Annotated in this window: 14 protein-coding genes; 10 read left to right on the forward strand and 4 right to left on the reverse strand. The window is 49.5% G+C overall.

Going from position 1 to position 17,754, the window contains the following annotated elements; genetic code table 11:
* Nucleotides 1-73: 73 nt before the first annotated feature.
* Nucleotides 74-3,430 carry a hypothetical protein gene (locus ACSHWX_RS03840; RefSeq protein WP_435666866.1) on the forward strand — a complete coding sequence of 1,119 codons (3,357 nt, stop codon included), beginning with the start codon at nucleotides 74-76 and terminating at the stop codon, nucleotides 3,428-3,430.
* Here the strand turns inward: ACSHWX_RS03840 and fliP are convergent.
* Nucleotides 3,427-4,269 carry a flagellar type III secretion system pore protein FliP gene (fliP, locus tag ACSHWX_RS03845; RefSeq protein WP_435666867.1) on the reverse strand — a complete coding sequence of 281 codons (843 nt, stop codon included), beginning with the start codon at nucleotides 4,267-4,269 and terminating at the stop codon, nucleotides 3,427-3,429. The two genes, ACSHWX_RS03840 and fliP, sit on opposite strands and share 4 nt — an antisense overlap.
* Nucleotides 4,205-5,011: a hypothetical protein gene (locus ACSHWX_RS03850; protein ID WP_435666868.1), complete on the reverse strand. Its 807-nt coding sequence runs from the start codon at nucleotides 5,009-5,011 to the stop codon at nucleotides 4,205-4,207. The genes fliP and ACSHWX_RS03850 overlap by 65 nt, the downstream gene beginning before the upstream one ends.
* Before the next feature lie 202 nt (nucleotides 5,012-5,213).
* Between ACSHWX_RS03850 and flgB the strand changes: the two genes are divergently transcribed.
* The 7 genes from flgB to cckA all read left to right on the forward strand — a co-directional run bounded on the left by flgB (nucleotide 5,214) and on the right by cckA (nucleotide 11,381).
* Complete coding sequence (gene flgB / locus ACSHWX_RS03855) at nucleotides 5,214-5,618, forward strand: flagellar basal body rod protein FlgB (protein ID WP_435666869.1); 405 nt, start codon at nucleotides 5,214-5,216, stop codon at nucleotides 5,616-5,618.
* 34 nt (nucleotides 5,619-5,652) lie between these two features.
* Nucleotides 5,653-6,066 carry a flagellar basal body rod protein FlgC gene (flgC, locus tag ACSHWX_RS03860; RefSeq protein ID WP_435666870.1) on the forward strand — a complete coding sequence of 138 codons (414 nt, stop codon included), beginning with the start codon at nucleotides 5,653-5,655 and terminating at the stop codon, nucleotides 6,064-6,066.
* Nucleotides 6,067-6,148: 82 nt separating this feature from the next.
* Complete coding sequence (fliE, locus tag ACSHWX_RS03865; protein WP_435666871.1) at nucleotides 6,149-6,475, forward strand: flagellar hook-basal body complex protein FliE; 327 nt, start codon at nucleotides 6,149-6,151, stop codon at nucleotides 6,473-6,475.
* Between the two features lie 33 nt (nucleotides 6,476-6,508).
* Nucleotides 6,509-6,775, forward strand: coding sequence for a flagellar biosynthesis protein FliQ (fliQ, locus tag ACSHWX_RS03870; protein ID WP_435666872.1), 267 nt, complete (start codon nucleotides 6,509-6,511; stop codon nucleotides 6,773-6,775).
* A gap of 3 nt (nucleotides 6,776-6,778) precedes the next feature.
* Complete coding sequence (fliR, locus tag ACSHWX_RS03875; protein ID WP_435666873.1) at nucleotides 6,779-7,540, forward strand: flagellar biosynthetic protein FliR; 762 nt, start codon at nucleotides 6,779-6,781, stop codon at nucleotides 7,538-7,540.
* Between the two features lie 9 nt (nucleotides 7,541-7,549).
* On the forward strand, nucleotides 7,550-8,635 hold the full coding sequence (flhB, locus tag ACSHWX_RS03880; protein ID WP_435666874.1) for a flagellar biosynthesis protein FlhB: 1,086 nt from the start codon (nucleotides 7,550-7,552) through the stop codon (nucleotides 8,633-8,635).
* Between the two features lie 187 nt (nucleotides 8,636-8,822).
* Complete coding sequence (gene cckA, locus ACSHWX_RS03885; RefSeq protein WP_435666980.1) at nucleotides 8,823-11,381, forward strand: cell cycle histidine kinase CckA; 2,559 nt, start codon at nucleotides 8,823-8,825, stop codon at nucleotides 11,379-11,381.
* 26 nt (nucleotides 11,382-11,407) lie between these two features.
* On the opposite strand, the gene ACSHWX_RS03890 is transcribed toward cckA, so the two are convergent.
* Nucleotides 11,408-12,460 (reverse strand): DUF418 domain-containing protein, encoded by a 1,053-nt coding sequence (locus ACSHWX_RS03890; protein WP_435666875.1) that lies wholly within the window; start codon nucleotides 12,458-12,460, stop codon nucleotides 11,408-11,410.
* 303 nt (nucleotides 12,461-12,763) lie between these two features.
* Between ACSHWX_RS03890 and recA the strand changes: the two genes are divergently transcribed.
* Nucleotides 12,764-13,861 carry a recombinase RecA gene (gene recA / locus ACSHWX_RS03895; protein WP_435666876.1) on the forward strand — a complete coding sequence of 366 codons (1,098 nt, stop codon included), beginning with the start codon at nucleotides 12,764-12,766 and terminating at the stop codon, nucleotides 13,859-13,861.
* Between the two features lie 211 nt (nucleotides 13,862-14,072).
* Nucleotides 14,073-16,730 carry an alanine--tRNA ligase gene (gene alaS / locus ACSHWX_RS03900; protein WP_435666877.1) on the forward strand — a complete coding sequence of 886 codons (2,658 nt, stop codon included), beginning with the start codon at nucleotides 14,073-14,075 and terminating at the stop codon, nucleotides 16,728-16,730.
* Here alaS and ACSHWX_RS03905 read toward each other — a convergent pair.
* On the reverse strand, nucleotides 16,727-17,719 hold the full coding sequence (locus ACSHWX_RS03905) for a glycerophosphodiester phosphodiesterase family protein (RefSeq protein ID WP_435666878.1): 993 nt from the start codon (nucleotides 17,717-17,719) through the stop codon (nucleotides 16,727-16,729). The two genes, alaS and ACSHWX_RS03905, sit on opposite strands and share 4 nt — an antisense overlap.
* Between the last annotated feature and the right edge of the window lie 35 nt (nucleotides 17,720-17,754).

Below are 17,754 nucleotides of genomic sequence, written 5' to 3' on the forward strand. Positions count from 1 at the left end.
CGATTTGGTAAGGCGCCGTTAAGCCAACCACGGTAGTTTAGACATTGTGGAATATCGGGACCCAATGTGGTTTATGATCAAGAGAAATGCGCGAAGAAATTCTGATCTACGCAGCATCATCGGCTTCTTGGGGCTGGTGGTGCTTTGCATTGTCTTGGCTACACCTGGCTTCGCGCAACAGCGTTCTGAACGTGTTGAACTGATTGCTCAAGGTCAGACGGGGTTTGGTCGCCTGATTGTTCGCTTTGAAGATCGGCTTAATTTACCCTCATACACCGTCACAATAACGGCTGGTGTTATGGCGCTTGAGTTTTCTGCACCGATTGAAACCCAACTTCCTGATGTTACAGAGTTTTTGGGCGACTATATCGCAGTTGCAAGGCTTGATCCTGACAGGAAAGGGATACGGTTTGGGTTGAAGCGCGACTTCAGAATTAACAAAATAGAAGCTGGCGAGCGGCTGTTTTTGGACCTTATCCCGCCAAATTGGACGGGGTTGGACCCAGCTTTACCCGAAGAAGTGGTAAAAGAGCTGGCATTGCGTGCTGAGCAAGCATCGCTGATGGCTGAGCGGCGGCGTAAAGCAAAAATTGCTAGAGAATCAAAACCCACATTGGACATACGGCTTGGTCGTCATCCAACATTTTCGCGTCTGGTTTTTGACTGGTCAATGCCGACTGAGGCTGAGTATAGCGTTGAAGACCGCACGGCGAGTGTGAAGTTTGAATGGCCGATTGACATAGATCTATACGAATTCGAATCTGATCTGCCGCCAGAAATTACCGGTATTTCAAAAATCATTTCTGATGATGGTTTGATATTGAATTTTGCACTGGCTGAAGAAGTTGACCCTCGATTTTTCAACGAAGAAAAACGTCGATATACGTTGGATTTAGATTTTTCCAACAACGAAGATATAAGCGTTCCGCTGACGGATCTGGTGGATGGGCTCATTCCTAAAGATTTGGAATTGGCAATTGAAGAGCCCAAAGAAGCTTCTGCCGAGGTCGTGCAGGATAGCTTGTTGGAACGTGGTCCTTCCAAATCACGGCAAAATGAAATTACGCCATTTATCAATCGTATCGGTGGAACCGTACGACTGATTTTCCCGTTTGAACAAGATACCCCCGCAGCCGTTTATAAGCGTGGTGGCGCGGTTTGGATGGTCTTTGATACTCATGTCAAAATTTCGCAACCTGCGGATATGGCGATGTTGGGGGGCATTGCTGATGCTGTTGAAGTTGATAGCGCTGGTGACACGCAAGTTGTACGCTTGAATATGAATGCTGAGCGGTTAGCGACATTGGGCTCTGAGGGGCGGTCTTGGGTATTGTCATTGGGCGATATTTTGATTGCGCCAACTGAACCGATGACCTTATCGCAAAAAACCACACCGGCGGGACGGGTGCGGATTGTCGCAGATATTGAGCGGCCAGGTCGCGTTCACCAAATTCGAGACCCCAATGTTGGCGATTTGCTGCATGTGGTTACGGCTTATCCCCCGTCACGAGCTCTTGTTCGCGACTTGGAATATGTGGATTTTAAAGCGCTAAAAGCGGTTCACGGGTTCGTTCTAAAGCCCTATCACGATGAGCTATTTGTTAGCATTGAAGAAAACCGGATTGTTATCGATGCGAAGGATAAGTTGCAGCTTTCGCTCGGTTATGAAAACCGAGGCAACGGTAGCAACCAACCAACGGAAAACCGAATTGGTTATTTGGATCTTGTTGGTTTTGATGTGCATAACCCTCAGCAATATAGAGAAAAGTTTGAAGAAATTTCAAATCGCGCTGCGGAGTTGGAAGGACCAAGTCTTGAGGTTGCGCGGCTTGAATTGGCTCGGTTTTATCTGTCTGAGGGTCTAGCCCACGAAGCGCTGGGTGTAACGGGTTTCATGTTGGAAAGCACCAAGCGACCTGCATTGCTGGAACGTACTAAAATTGCGAATGGTGCGGCGAGCGTGTTGGCGCATCGCCCGGATGATGGGCTGGAGCAATTGCTAGACGACAGCGTTGCAGATTCAACCGATTCACTTATTTGGCAAACAATTGCCCGCGTTCAACGGGGTGAGTATGATGTTGCACGGGTGAGTGCATTGAAGTCCGAGGATGCGGTTACAGACTATCCGAGATGGGTGCAAAATGAGTTCTTTTTCTCGGCGGCTCGCGCTGCAATTGAGGAAAACGATGCCAGTCTCGCTGTGCGCTATTTGGGTGGCATTGATTTTGCAAGCCTGAGCAAAGAGGACCTAAGCCTATTTGATTTGCTTAGTGGGCGGATTGACGAGATTGAAGAGCGCTATGAAGAGGCGCTGGATACGTACGGTGGGGTGATGACAGCCGATGTTCGTCCGACCCATGCTGAAGCCGTTTATCGTACATTGCTCATTTTGGACAAGACCAAGCGTATTGATGTTGAGAAGGCGAAACAAACGCTGGAAAATCAGTCTTTGATTTGGCGTGGCGGCAGGTTGTCTGCGAAAATTCAGCATATGCTGGGCCAATTCCAATTCCGTACGAGCGACTATCGTGGTGGGTTTGAAACCCTGTTGCTCATGGCTGCTGAATACCAGGACACGCCGGACGAAACCGCGCTTTATGAAGAAGCGACACAGGTTTTTGCAAACCTTTATTTGAACGGTGAAGCGGATCGATTGGACCCTATTGCTGCATTGGCGTTGTTTTATGACTTCCGCCAGTTGGCACCGGTTGGCGCGAAAGGCGACGAGATGATCCGAAATCTTGCACGTCGCTTGGTCAAGGTTGATTTGTTGGAGCAGGCTGCAGGATTGCTGGAATACCAGATCGACAATCGTTTGGAAGGGGTCGCGCGTGCAAAAATTTCAGCCGACTTAGCGATTATTCAGATTGCGGACCATCGCCCAGACTTGGCTCTTAAAACGCTTTACAAGACGCGGCTGGCCAATTTGGTGCCAACGCTTGAGCGGCAGAGACGTATCTTGGAAGCCAGGGCGTTGATTGATGCCGGACGTGATGAATTAGCAGTTGATATTTTACGGGGATTGGAAGGCCGCGATGCGAACTTGCTTGAAGTTGATGCGCATTGGGCTGGCCGTCGGTATCGGGAAGCCGGGGAAATGCTGGAACGTGTTTATTCCGACGGATTACCGGAAGGCACTCTATCCACGGGCGTGCGAAATCACTTGGTCAAAGCTGCTGTCGCCTACACTCTTGCGAGCGATGAGATCGGCTTGACGAGGTTGCGGGCAAAATATTCTGGTCGGATGTCAGAAACGCCTGAATGGCCGATATTTGAGTTTGTGACAGGAAAAACCGCGTACGGCACCACTGAGTTTAAAAAGCTAGCGCGTCAGATCGCAGACATCGACTCGCTCAATTCGTTCTTGAACGCTTATAAAACCCAGTACGTCGAAACAGGCGCATTGGCACCACAGCCCGACGTGCTTTAGCCGAAACTTCTGATCAGTGATCCGGCGACCAGATGCCATCCGTCCACCAGCACGAAAAAGATCAGTTTAAACGGCAGCGAAATCACAATCGGTGGCAGCATCATCATACCCATGGACATGAGCACCGAGGCGACAACCATATCGATAACGATAAACGGCACGAAGAGCAAAAAGCCGATTTCGAATGCGCGGCGCAATTCAGATATCATGAAAGCTGGCACAAGAATTGTGAGTTCCAAGTCCTCAGGATTTTGAGGGATTTCGCCCTCGGTGAGGTCTAGGAACAGTTGTACGTCCTTATCGCGCACATGCTGGCGCATAAACTCATGAACTGGCGCAGCGGCGAGGGGGAATGCTTCTTCAATTTGCAATTGGCCACTAATGACGGGCTCAATACCGTCATCATATGACTGTTGCAAAGTGGGTGCCATAACGAAGGCTGTGAGAAAGAGCGCCAGCGAGATCATCACCGAGTTTGGTGGCGCAGTTTGCAATCCAATCGCCGTTCTCAGCAGCGAAAGCACCACCACGATACGCGTAAACGAGGTCACCATCACAAGGATGGAAGGGGCAAGCGAGAGAACCGTTATAAGGCCGATAAGCTGGACGGCACGTTCTGTCAGCGTGTTCTGATCGTTGAAATCAACCGAAATATCCTGCGCAAAAGCAGGGTATGCCAATAATGATCCGACAAGCAGAACACCAAAACAGACAACAGATAGCTTAAAACAGCTTTTTAGTGTTGCGCAGACATAGGCAACGTCAATGCGTTGACTATTCGCCTTTGGCTGGCTTACCACCGCGTTTTTTAGGCGCGTCTTTGGTGTCATCCTTGCCACTGTCTGCTCCTTGCACCACATCAATTTTGGGTGCTTCTTGAACAGTCAATTTATCTGAGTCGTTGGCTTGGTCGGTATTAATTTCGTCCAACTCATTTCTATCCACGCCTTTATGGCGGGTAACCGGTCGCAAAATGCCCGGATATCGCAAAGTTGAAACAGTTGATTCTGGTGTGGATTTGCCGAGTTCACGTAGTTTTTCAATCGCCGTAACGTTTGTTTCGGGGTCGAGTACAACGTTTTTAGGCTCGGGCGATGGCACAATCCGTGGCGTTGGGCGCGGCATTGGTTGTTGCCGCTCTTGGCTAGGTTGGCTCGCTGTTACGGGCTGAGGGCTTTTTGGGGCGGCTTGCGCTGGAACAGGTTCAACACGCGTTTGCTTCTTTGGAGCGGTGGTAACTTCGCCAGTTGATACCGCGCGTTTATTGGGCACTTTTTGCGAAACGGTTTCGTCCGGGTTGATGCCCGTTTCGATCACGACGTCGGTTGGGCCGCCAATCATGATCAAATGTTCTTTATTGTCTCGACGAATAATCACCAATTGGCGTTTGTTGTCCACGGCTGCAGTACTGACGACACCTAGTCGTTTGATGCGTCCACCCAAGCCGTTTCGGCTGGCGTTGAACGCGAATTTGAGTAGCCAAACCACCAGGATAATAGCAACGACAGTTATCGCTAAACCACCCGCTAGAACCCAAACATTATTGTCTACATTGCCCAAAAGTTCGTTGATAAAGCCCATTGCTTCGTCGTCCCCATACTGACGTTAAAATGACGTCGGTGCGCCAGAATGTCTCAAAATTACGTTTTCGGGCACAGCTATACAAGCAAATACGGCTAGGGCAAGGCTGAAATAGGGGTAATTTCGCAATATGAAAGATATCGTTAATAGGGCGTTAACCAAATGGGCGGCAATATCTGCCTAGCTGTAGAAAGGTGAGAATATGTCGATTGCCAAGTTACCGCTGTTTGAAGCGCTTAGTCAAAAGATGAAATGGCACCAGACGCGCCAGTCATTGCTGGCGGAGAATGTTGCGAACGCGGAAACACCGGGATACCGGGGTCGTGATCTAACGCCATTTGCTTTTTCTGATCAGGTTAACTCTTTGCAAATGTCGAATGTGACCACCAAATCGACGAACTCACAGCATTTCAATGTTGAGGGGCAGGGCGCCGGTAAGTTTGGCGAACGCAAACTGAACAGTTTTGAAATTACCCCCGAGGGCAACCGAGTTGTGCTTGAGGATGAAATGATGAAAGTCGCCGGCAACCAGATGGAATATCAGGCTGCCACCGTCCTATACAAACGTTCGATCAAGCTCATTCGAACAGCTTTGGGCAAGGCATAATGCGCGTTTTAACAAACGGGCTGAGGAGTAAAATATGACTGACTTCATGAACTCGCTAAAAATTGCTGCGACGGGCCTTCATGCTCAATCGGCGCGGATGCGCATTATCGCAGAGAACATGGCGAACTCCAGTTCAGCGGCGAAGGAGCCGGGGGCAGATCCATATCGTCGTCGTGTACCCACGTTTCAAGCCGTTTATAATCGCGATCTTTCCGCGCACGAAGTCAAAATCGGCAAAGTTGGTTATGACATGAGCGACTTTCAAAGCCGCTATGAGCCGGGTCATCCAGCAGCGAACGAGCGCGGATATGTGCTTTATCCGAATGTGAATTCACTGATTGAAACGATGGATATGCGCGAAGCGCAGCGCACCTACGAAGCGAATTTGAATGTAATTTCGACGTCGCGGGCGATGCTTGGCGGCACGTTGGACATTTTGCGTGGATAACACGCAATAGCGGAGAGCCAATCGTTGGTCATTTCGTTGGGGAACGGAACGGCCAGCATTTAAAGTAAACTGGGGAATAAATATGAGCGTACCGTTTTCAGCGGCGTCTAACGCCTATGCTAGCGCAACTAAACTTATGGACCATGCTGCCAAATCTGCGCCAAGCATGGGCATGGACGATACAACTGGTGGGCAAGACTTTAGCAAGTTGGTTGCTGATTCCATGGGTAGTGTGCTTGAAACTGGCCGAGCCACCGACCAAAAAGCAATGGATCTTGTTGATGGAAAGGCCAGCGTGGTTGATGTCGTGACCGCAATCTCGGAAACTGAAGTTGCGCTTGAAACCATGGTAACGATTCGTGACCGGGTAATCAGCGCCTATGAAGAGATAATGCGGATGCCGATTTAACGGCCATTCCATGTTGAAAGCGGAGACTAAAAAATGACCGGCGCACAAGTGCTCGACGTGGCACAGGACGGCATTTGGACATTGATCTATGTTTCATCACCTTTGATGATTGTTGGTCTTGTGGTTGGCGTTGTGATTGCGCTGTTTCAAGCGCTCACGCAAATCCAAGAAATGACATTGGTCTTCGTGCCAAAGATTTTGGCCATTTTCATCACCATGATCTTACTGCTCCCCTTTATGGGGTCGATGATGGATGGCTATATGAATCGGATAGCTGATTTAATCATTTCAGGTGGTTAAACCATGAGCATTGACTGGCTCCCGCAAACAGCCCTGATTTACATTTTGATATTTGCACGGCTGGGCACAATGTTGATGTTGATGCCGGGGTTCAGTTCTCAACGGATGCCCATGCGTATGCGGCTGACGGTGGCCCTTACATTTACATTTATCATGTACCCGCTGATTTCGAAAAACTACCCAACTCAAACCGTCACGTTTTACCCGGCGCTTGCACTGTTGTTTTCAGAGATCGCTGTTGGCTTGATCATTGGCGGCGTTACGCGGCTCTTGATGTCTGCCGCGCAGGTAGCTGGTACCGTCATCGCGTTTCAAACCGGCCTTTCGTTTGCCCAAACTGCAGATCCAACGCAAGGCGGTGTGCAGGGCGCTATTTTTGGTAATTTTATTGCTGTTCTGGGCATTGCTTTAATATTTGCCCTGGATCTGCACCATCTTGTGCTGGCAGCGATTTATGAAAGTTACACTCTTTTTGCGCCTGGTGCCGGGTTTGATCTCAAAGATGCTGCCGATATGGCAGTTGGGGTTATCGCGAGTAGTTTTGTCGTCGGGGTGCAAATGGCCGCGCCGTTTATTATTTTTGGGCTGGTGTTTTACTTTGGCCTCGGCCTGCTTGCGCGTCTAATGCCGCAATTGCAGGTTTTCTTTATCGCCATGCCCGCAAATATTGGTATTGGCCTTTTACTGTTTGTATTCCTGCTCACCATGATGATGAGTTGGTACATGGAACATATTGAGCAGTTTTTGCTCAAGCTGATCGGGTAGGGCGCATTTATGGCTGATCAACCGGATAAGTCCGAGAAAACCGAGGACCCCTCCGACAAAAAGCTCGAAGATGCGCACAAGCGAGGCGACGTCGCTAAAAGCCAAGAGGTAACGACTTGGTTCATGATGGTGGGCACAGCGTTGGTGTTTTCGATGATGGCGCCGATTACTGCTTCAAATCTGACTGCGCAGCTAAAGACTATTTTCGCCAATGCTGACTTGGTTGAAGTCGGTGGTCCAGCATTTGCGACCTTTTGGCAAAACCTTTCCGGCACCGTGCTGATTGTTGCGATTGTACCGCTGCTTATCATGGCGCTTTTCGCGTTGGCTGCAAACCTTGCACAGCATCGGCCCGTTTGGTCGCTTGATCCGATAAAGCCGAAATTTTCCAAAGTTTCGCCTCTCGCTGGGGCAAAGCGTTTGTTTTCAAGTGAGGCCCTCGTCAATTTTGGCAAGGGACTTATTAAGCTGACCATTGTTTCTTTGATTATGTTTTGGGTGATGTGGCCGGAGCGAGATCGGCTAGATACGATCATCACCGCAGATCCATCGATGATTTTGCCGGTGTTTCAGGAACTGGGCATCAAGATCGTTCTTGGTACGCTGGCGGTTCTTACTGTAATTGCGGGCCTTGATTTTCTCTATCAGCGCAACAAGTGGTGGGAAAAACAAAAGATGACCATCAAGGAAGTGCGCGACGAATACAAACAGATGGAAGGCGATCCTAAAGTGAAAGCCAAAATCCGTCAGTTGCGTGCCGAGCGTGGACGTTCCCGCATGATGGCGGAAGTGCCCGAAGCAAGTGTTGTGATCACCAACCCGACGCACTATGCGATCGCCTTAAAATACGAGCAAGGCATGCCAGCACCGGTTTGTGTGGCTAAAGGCATGGATGCTGTTGCCCTAAAAATTCGTGAAATTGCTGGCGAGCATGAAATTCCAATTGTTGAAAACCCACCTTTGGCCCGCGCCTTACATGCGAGCATTGAAATCGAAGAACCGGTTCCCGCAGAGCATTTTAAAGCCGTGGCACAAGTCATTGGGTACGTGATGCAGTTGCGTAAATCTCGATCTTGGAGCTCCAACAAATCGTGACACAAAAAACTTAAATCCTGAAAACGCGAAAAGTTGCTGCGCTAAGCGGTGAATTAATGAATAATGTCTTAAAGGTCGCTTGAATCGGGCTGGTTTGATGATGTTATTTGAACAAAACTAAACCGCGATTCTGGCGTAGATGAGCACGAAGTTGAAGTGCAAAACAAATAGGGGCAGGTCAATGTCCATGACACCGCTGACACAAGATAGTTATCCACAACCTACAACAAGCGCACGGCTTGGAGGGACTGGTGTTTTACGCGTCATTTTGCTGTCCGCTCTCTTTGTCGGACTTGCGGTGACCTACTCGGTTTATGGCAGTCAGATTTCGTCTGATACGCTTTTATTGGTTTTGGGCATTCTTGCGGTAATTGGCGTGTTCTGTTTGTTCGGTTTGGCGGCGGGACTGTTTAAACTCTCGCAGACAAATGACGGACCTGCGCTACAAAGTGCGATTGTCGATAGTTTGGAATATGGCGCGGTTGTTGCCGACCGTGAGGGCCGAATTATCTATGCGAACGCCGCTTATGGCGAGCTGATTTCAGGCCTTGATCGGAATTCTGTTGTGAGCGTGCCTCGGCTTTTCGCAAGTGCTGCGGAAGCGAGCGAAGCGATCTATCGATTGTCGCGCGCTGCACAGGATGGCCGTCGCGCGGTTGAAGATATCCGGCTAACTGATGGACCGACAATCGGTGAGGCAAAGAACGGCCCTGTTTGGTATCGCGTGTCTGTGCATGGTTTGCCTGAAGTTGACGGAACGAACGGCAAGAAACTGGTTTTATGGTCAGTTGAAGACATTTCCCGCGACAGAGAACGGCAAGAAAGCATCTTTTTGGAGCTGCAAAAAGCGATCGATTATCTTGATCATGCACCGGCTGGTTTCTTTTCAACTGATGGGCGCGGAAAACTACAATATCTCAATGCCACATTAGCGAATTGGCTGGGCTATGATTTGGCCGAATTTGATGTCGGCGCCCTAAGTCTGTCAGAAATTGTTCGCGGCGATGGATCTGGGCTTCTGCTCGGGGGGCGAAGTGACGGGCAGATCAAAACTGAAATCATTGATATTGATTTGGTTAAACGTGATGGCACCAACTTGCCTGTGCGATTGCTGCACCGTGCGGCAAGGCTTGCCGAAGGGGATTTGGGCGAAACGCGAACGTTGGTGCTCGACCGGTCACCCGGTGTTGATGCATCTGAAGAGCTTCGTAATGCTGAGGTCCGGTTTTCAAGATTCTTCAACGATACGCCATTCGCCATTGCTGGGCTTGATGGTGACGGAAAAGTGGTGCGCACCAACGCGCCCTTTATGCGCACGTTCGGCAATGAGCATGGCGAAAAAGTTACGGAGGGTTTGCCTCTAACAGCCTTATTGAGCCCTGAAACACAGGCTAAGTTTTCTGTGGCGCTGGAAGCTGCGAAATCTAATCAGGCGCTGATTGAGCCGGTTGATACGATCCTATCCGCCAACGAAGATCGCAGCGTGCGGCTTTACGTCACCGGCATTGCGGATGGCGATGACAGTGATGAACGTGTGATTGTTTATGCGCTGGATACTACTGAGCAACGGGTGCTGGAGCAGCAATTTGCGCAGAGCCAGAAAATGCAGGCTGTGGGCCAACTTGCTGGCGGTATTGCGCACGATCTGAACAACATTCTAACAGCGGTGATCGGGTTTTCCGATCTGTTGCTGCTTAATTTACGACCAAATGATCCTTCGTTTAAAGACACGATGGAAATCAAGCAAAACGCAAATCGCGCAGCTGGTTTAGTGCGTCAATTGTTGGCGTTTTCCCGTCGCCAAACATTGCGATTGGAAGTGCTGGAAGTATCGCTTTTGGTTGATGATCTTACGGTGCTGTTCAAACGTTTGATTGGCGATAGCATCAACCTCTCAGTTGACCATGCGCCCCATATTTGGCCGGTACGGGCGGATCATATCCAGCTCGAACAGGTGGTGATCAACCTGGTGGTCAATGCCCGAGATGCGATGCCGGAAGGTGGCGACGTTAAAATTCGTACGCGCAATGTTGAAGAAGCAGAAGCCGCGACCTTTGATTATCGGGGTATGCCAGCGGCTGACTATGTGTTGGTCGAGGTCGCCGATACGGGAACCGGTATTCCACAAGAAGTGCTGGAAAAGATTTTTGAGCCGTTTTTCACCACAAAAGACATCGGTAAAGGCACCGGCCTAGGTCTTTCCACCGTTTATGGAATTGTGAAGCAAACGGGTGGCTTTATTTATGCCGACACCGAAGTTGGTATGGGTACGACGTTCAAAATATTCCTACCGCGTTATATGCAAAAACCCGAACCTGTGGTGGAGCATGAACCGACCGCTAAACCTAAGGTGGTGCGTGACCTTACGGGCAAAGAACGTATTCTTATCGTTGAAGATGAGGACAGCGTCCGCGCATTTGCCTCTAGGGCGTTGGCGTCTGCGGGATATGTGGTGCATGAAGCGGATAGTGGTGTCGAAGCCCTTGAGGTGCTTGAAGAGATAGATGGCGAAGTTGAATTGTTGATTTCTGACGTGGTGATGCCGGAAATGGACGGCCCAACATTACTAACCCATATGCGCGAGCGGTACCCTGAGATTAAGGTGATTTTTGTTTCCGGTTATGCCGAAGAGAACATTCGCAAGGGGCTTGAAGACGATAGCAGCGTTGATTTCCTAGCCAAGCCATTTTCGCTGAAACAATTGGCGCAAAAAGTAAAAACCGTATTGAGTGGTGCCGGCGAGTAGCCGCCACCACAGTTGTTGGTTTTTACTTATCCCGTCGTGCGCCGCATCAATTCTTCCAACGGGCCGCGTTTAAACCGTTTGCGCCAAAAGTAGACGAACAGCACGGACAGTCCGACAAACTCAAGAGCAAACCAGAGCGCCATCACGTGATTTGAGGTGCCCGTAAGCTTGAACGTTTCTAAGATGCTCATCCCGATCAAAATGTGAGCAAAATACAGCGTGAGGGTTTGCTGTCCGGTTTGGCTTAGTGTGCGCATGAGCGGATTTTTATACGCAACTTCGGGCACCAATAGACAAACACCGATCACAAACATCGCCGCACCAATGCCATTCAACATATAAAACGGGCCGGGCGGAATGGGGCTTGTCGCGAACATTTGCGACAGGTCAGAACCAAGAATTGGCGTTAGTACGGATATGGTCTGCACGCTGATCATCGGGATTATCGCCAAAAACATGATGCCCGTGACGGTCAGACGGATGGCGTTAATGCGCAGCGACAAATCAATTTTTGCTAGGAACACACCGAAGCTGAAGAAACCCAACCAAGGGACAATCGGATGCCAGCCATTGAAGAAAAGGTTGCGTATGAAACCTTCCCATGTCCAAAGCCCGGAATAGCTCAGGTCTTTCCAGTTCCATCCCACGTCATAGTTGAGGAAGAGATTGAGTGCAGGGAATGCCAGAATAATGAGAACTGTGACGCCCAATAGCGACATTGTGCCAAGCGGCAAAAGCCAAATGCCGAGTGCAAAATAAAATGCGTAATAGTGAATGATGTCTGCATCAAAGATAGACAAGTTGATCAGGCCGATAGCCAGCAAAAAGACCGCTCGTTTTAGCATCGTGATTTGAAAACTGGGCTGTGCTGAATTACGCGCTGCAAGTGTGATGCCTACACCTGCTAAAACAACAAAAACGGCCGCCGCTTTTCCCTCCAACAAAATGAGCGCTTCAGTCAAAAATCCAGAATATATGATCTCAGGCGTTTGCATAACGACCTTGAAATTCACGATTGCCATGCCCGCAAAGGCCAAAAATCTGGCCAAACCTAATCCGTTTAGTCGTTCAGTTTTCATACTGTTCCTGCGCCATAAATTATTAGAATGATCGTTCTCATATAAGGGTGATTCTAGTTGTTTCAAGCCAAATAGTGGGTTTGCTTCATGGATTTCATTCGCGACGAGTCGCATATGTTCAGCCAGTAACTTGCCAGAACTAAGAACAAAGATAGAATGAATGGAAATATGTTATTCTATATCAATGAGTTATGCCTCTTGACATTTCTTTCGATATATGAGAACAAATATAGTACAAAATAATGAAATAGATTGTCCCGACGCATTGCATGACGACGTTGGTTTTGGAATAAGGAGAAGGTAATGGCTAATTCTCAACTTCGTGTTGTCGAGGGGGGTTCTATGGATAAGAACAAAGCGCTGGAAGCTGCACTATCGCAGATCGAGCGGAATTTTGGTAAGGGTTCAATCATGAAGCTGGGTGAGAACTCAGCCATTGAAGTTGAATCCGTGCCGACTGGCTCCTTGGGGCTCGATATTGCATTGGGCATTGGCGGTTTGCCGCGTGGTCGTATTGTTGAGGTTTTTGGCCCTGAAAGCTCAGGTAAAACCACTTTGGCGCTTCACGCTATTGCAGAAGCACAAAAAGCCGGGGGCATTTGTGCCTTCGTTGATGCTGAACATGCGCTTGACCCGATTTATGCGCGCAAACTTGGCGTCAATATCGATGAATTACTGATATCGCAGCCAGATACCGGTGAACAGGCATTAGAAATTACCGACACATTGGTGCGGTCTGGTGCGATTGATCTTTTGGTTATCGATTCTGTTGCAGCGCTTACGCCTAAAGCAGAACTTGAAGGCGAAATGGGTGATTCACTTCCGGGCTTGCAAGCTCGTTTGATGAGCCAAGCTATGCGTAAATTGACAGGGTCTATTTCTCGCTCAAAAACCATGGTTCTGTTCATCAACCAAATCCGGATGAAAATCGGTGTGATGTTCGGTTCTCCTGAAACGACATCTGGTGGTAATGCGCTTAAATTTTATGCTTCAGTTCGTTTGGACATCCGCCGCATTGGTGCGATTAAAGATCGTGACGAAGTTGTTGGTAACCAGACGCGTGTGAAGGTTGTGAAAAACAAACTCGCGCCGCCTTTCCGCCAAGTCGAATTCGACATCATGTATGGCGAAGGCATTTCCAAAACTGGTGAGTTGCTCGATTTGGGTGTGAAGGCCGGGATTGTTGAGAAATCTGGCTCTTGGTTCTCATATAATAGTGAGCGTTTGGGGCAGGGCCGGGAGAACTCGCGGCAGTTCCTAAAGGATAACCCGCATCTCGCATTCGAAATAGAAGCAGGCGTGCGCGAAAGCGCCGGGCTTTCGACAGACAATATGGTGGAGCCAGTGCTCAGCGTTGAAAGTGATGATGATCCAACACTGATTGACGTGGACAAGAAGTAAAACACACGCACTAAGTTGTCATTTTATATACAACTTTGCGCCTGTTTAGAATATTCCTCACGCAAAGCGTCGGCCCTTGGTCGGCGCTTTTGTTTGTTGTTGTTGATGTCGTTTCTTTGACAAGCTAGACATGGGGGATTGCGCCATGTAAAACGGCAAAAACGTCAACAGCCTCAACTGTTTTGAGGCGCTCAACCATCCGGCAGGCATTATGAGTAGCGTCAACCAAATCCGCTCGAAGTTCATCGACTATTTCAAGCAAAATGGACACGCAGAAGTTGCGTCTGGACCCTTGGTGCCACAGAATGACCCGACCCTGATGTTTACCAATTCGGGTATGGTGCCATTCAAAAACGTATTTACCGGTCTTGAAAAACGCCCCTACACGACAGCAACCTCAGCTCAAAAGTGCGTGAGGGCTGGTGGCAAGCACAATGATTTGGACAATGTGGGTTTTACAGCGCGCCACCACACTTTCTTTGAGATGATGGGTAACTTCTCATTCGGGGATTACTTCAAGGAAAACGCTATCGAATTGGCGTGGAACTTGATCACCAAGGAATATCAACTACCTGTCGATAAATTGCTGGTGACAGTCTATCACGACGATGATGAGGCATTTGACCTTTGGAAAAAGATCGCTGGTCTGCCTGACGACAAAATTATCCGCATTGCGACGGCTGACAATTTTTGGTCGATGGGTGATACTGGCCCATGTGGGCCATCTTCAGAAATCTTTTATGATCATGGCGACCATATTTGGGGGGGTCCTCCTGGGTCTGCAGAAGAAGATGGCGACCGGTTCATTGAGATCTGGAACTTGGTGTTCATGCAATATGAGCAGCATGCGAGTGGTGAACGTACCAACTTGCCGAACCCTTCCATTGATACAGGTATGGGCCTAGAACGCTTTGCCGCGCTTCTTCAGGGTACGCACGACAATTATGAAACAGACATGTTTAAAACGCTTATTGGTGCGGTGGCAAATGCGACCAACACTGATATTGGCGATAAAGGTGACCAAAGCCGCCGCGTGATTGCTGATCATCTGCGTTCCATGTCATTTTTGATCGCCGAAGGTGTGCTGCCTTCCAACGAAGGGCGAGGCTACGTGCTGCGCCGCATTATGCGCCGAGCGATGCGCCATGCGACTTTGTTGGGAACTGACAAGCCGGTAATTCACTCTGTGGTGCCTTCGCTGGTGCGTGAAATGGGTCAGGCCTATCCCGAGTTGGTGCAGGGTGAACAGATGATCGCCGAAACTGTACGGTTAGAGGAAGAGCGTTTCTTAAAAACCCTTAGCCGTGGGCTTTCTATCCTTGAAGATGAAAGCGCGGAGCTGGCTAAAGGCGATGTGCTTGAGGGACAAACGGCCTTTAAACTTTACGACACTTATGGTTTCCCGCTTGATTTGACGCAAGACGCATTGCGACAACGCGGCATTGAGGTCGACCAAGCCGGGTTTGATGCGGCCATGCAAGCGCAAAAGGCAGAAGCACGCGCCAATTGGAGCGGCTCCGGCGATGCGGCGAACGAAACGATTTGGTTTGAAATTGCTGACAAAGCAGGCACCACGGAATTTTTAGGATATGAGCACGAACGTGCCGAAGGCGAAGTCACCGCAATTGTAAAAGATGGCGCGCAGGTCGCTGAGTTGAATGCCGGTGATGAAGGTCTTTTGGTTGTCAATCAAACTCCGTTTTATGCAGAGAGTGGTGGCCAAACTGGCGACCGCGGGAAAGCGGTAACAGAGGCCTTTGACGCTGACATAACCAACACGACAAAACATGTGGGCAAAGTGTTTGCGCACGCGATCAAAGTCAATTCCGGCACGCTCAAGCTCGGTGATGCAGTTGACTTGCGCGTAGATACCAAACGACGTGGTGCTATCCGAGCAAACCACTCTGCGACACATCTGTTGCATGAAGCATTGCGTGAAACTTTGGGCACCCATGTTGCCCAAAAAGGATCATTGGTTGCGCCGGACAGGTTACGGTTTGACTTTTCGCATACCAAGTCGGTTAGCCAAGAAGAAATTGCCAATATCGAACGGATTGCCAACGCCATCATCTTGCAAAACTCGCCTGTTGAAACCCGCCTGATGGGTGTTGATGACGCGAGAGAAGCAGGCGCGATGGCACTGTTCGGCGAAAAGTACGGTGACGAGGTTCGGGTTGTTTCCATGGGTACAGCCGTCGAAGGTGACAAAGCTGGCTCAACCTATTCGATGGAGCTTTGCGGGGGCACACATGTGCGCCACACGGGTGAAATTGGCTTGGTGAAAGTGGTGCAAGAAAGCGCCGTTGCCTCTGGCGTTCGCCGTCTTGAGGCGCTGACAGCAGATGGCGCTCGCACTTATCTTTCTGATCAAGAGCGAACAGTGAAAGACATTGCTGAACGTTTAAAAGTTGCGCCGCGTGATGCAGCTGCTCGGGTTGATGCATTGATTGAAGAGCGCAAGCAACTTGAAAAACAGCTAACCGAAGCGCGCCAGAAACTCGCGATGGGTGGTGGCGCTGAAGGCGAAGCCGGACCAGAAGATATTGGCGGCATTGCCTTTGTGGGTCGTGTTGTCGAGGGTATCCCAACTCGCGAATTGCGTGGGCTGGTTGATCAGGGCAAAGACCAGATAAAGTCTGGTATTGTTGCGATTGCCGGTGTTTCCGAGGATGGCAAAGCCGGGATCGCGGTTGGGGTTACTGATGATTTGAAAGACAAGTTCAGCGCTGTTGATTTTGTCAAAGTTGGCGTTGAAGCCGTTGGCGGCAAGGGCGGCGGAGGTCGTCCGGATATGGCGCAGGGCGGTGGACCTGACGGGGCGAAAGCGAGTGCGGCGATCGATGCAATTCGTTCCGCGATTGCTGGCTAGTCAGCGACTGATTTGAAATATGGACCAATTGATTCAATGCGATTGGTCCATACATACCCATCAAAATCTTTTGGCACCATGCCGAGTTGCTCAACCGCGTCGATGCCGGTTGATCCGATTGCGTTGATGCTGGTCGTGCCCAAAAGTATTACTGTCGAGCCTGCATCTGCCATTCGTTGTTGGAAACGGTTAGGCCATCCCCAAAGCGCCCACGCGAAGTTGGCCGGAACGATAACAAAACTCTTTTGACATTCCGCAGGCACATAGCCAGACCAGCCTACGGCCGCATATTGTACCAAGCAGTTTTTGATTTGAGGTTTCGTATAACCCTTGGTGCCCGGCAGGTTTTTGACCACAAGATCGGTTGGGCGTGCGCCACCATAAACGCCAAATAGCTGGGTTTTAAGATTGGGACGTTCGTTGAAAAACTGAACTAACGCCTCGCCTTCGGCTCGGTCATTGCTTTTGAAATTGATCAGAAATTTTTGGTCTGGGAAGCGAGTTAAAAATACCTCCAGCTCTGGCATTACGCCGACATAAAGACCACGCAGTGGATATGTTGCGCCTTCATCTGCGGTGTAACCGTAACCAACATCTAACTGTTGAAGTTCGACCAAGGTTTTTGAGCGCAAAGGACCGTTGCCATTGGTTCTACAGTCTAAAGTCCAGTCATGAAAAACCGCAAACTTGTTGTCTTTAGTGAGGTGGATGTCGATTTCAACGACATTTGCGCCAACGCGAAACGCTTCTTTTGATGAGAGAACGGTATTTTCAACATAGTCGTGGGTTGGCTCATAGATACGCTGTGCGGTGCAGGTATCGTTTTTCAGGTTTTCTCGATTGAAAGTTTGGTGAACCCCACGATGGCTGAGTAATTTTGCTTGCGGGTTTTCTGGAGGCGTCGCCAGCAGAGAACTGTTCCATGCCCAAAGGCCAGCGATGACAAGAACTGGAAATAGAATACGTTTTTTCAGTTCAGCCTCCCACACTGCTTTTGTGGGAGGTTAAATATTGAATTGGGCAA

The organism is Maritalea sp. (genome assembly GCF_051251695.1).
In the GTDB taxonomy this organism is placed as follows: Bacteria; Pseudomonadota; Alphaproteobacteria; order Rhizobiales; family Devosiaceae; genus Maritalea.

Bases quoted from the DNA above. Each gene is read 5' to 3' on its own strand.
- recA (WP_435666876.1), top strand. From the start codon at position 12,764: ATGGCTAATTCTCAACTTCGTGTTGTCGAGGGGGGTTCTATGGATAAG.
- ACSHWX_RS03890 (WP_435666875.1), bottom strand. From the start codon at position 12,460: ATGAAAACTGAACGACTAAACGGATTAGGTTTGGCCAGATTTTTGGCC.
- fliE (WP_435666871.1), top strand. From the start codon at position 6,149: ATGAGCGTACCGTTTTCAGCGGCGTCTAACGCCTATGCTAGCGCAACT.
- ACSHWX_RS03850 (WP_435666868.1), bottom strand. From the start codon at position 5,011: ATGGGCTTTATCAACGAACTTTTGGGCAATGTAGACAATAATGTTTGG.
- flhB (WP_435666874.1), top strand. From the start codon at position 7,550: ATGGCTGATCAACCGGATAAGTCCGAGAAAACCGAGGACCCCTCCGAC.
- alaS (WP_435666877.1), top strand. From the start codon at position 14,073: ATGAGTAGCGTCAACCAAATCCGCTCGAAGTTCATCGACTATTTCAAG.
- flgB (WP_435666869.1), top strand. From the start codon at position 5,214: ATGTCGATTGCCAAGTTACCGCTGTTTGAAGCGCTTAGTCAAAAGATG.
- fliR (WP_435666873.1), top strand. From the start codon at position 6,779: ATGAGCATTGACTGGCTCCCGCAAACAGCCCTGATTTACATTTTGATA.
- cckA (WP_435666980.1), top strand. From the start codon at position 8,823: ATGACACCGCTGACACAAGATAGTTATCCACAACCTACAACAAGCGCA.
- flgC (WP_435666870.1), top strand. From the start codon at position 5,653: ATGACTGACTTCATGAACTCGCTAAAAATTGCTGCGACGGGCCTTCAT.
- fliQ (WP_435666872.1), top strand. From the start codon at position 6,509: ATGACCGGCGCACAAGTGCTCGACGTGGCACAGGACGGCATTTGGACA.
- ACSHWX_RS03840 (WP_435666866.1), top strand. From the start codon at position 74: ATGATCAAGAGAAATGCGCGAAGAAATTCTGATCTACGCAGCATCATC.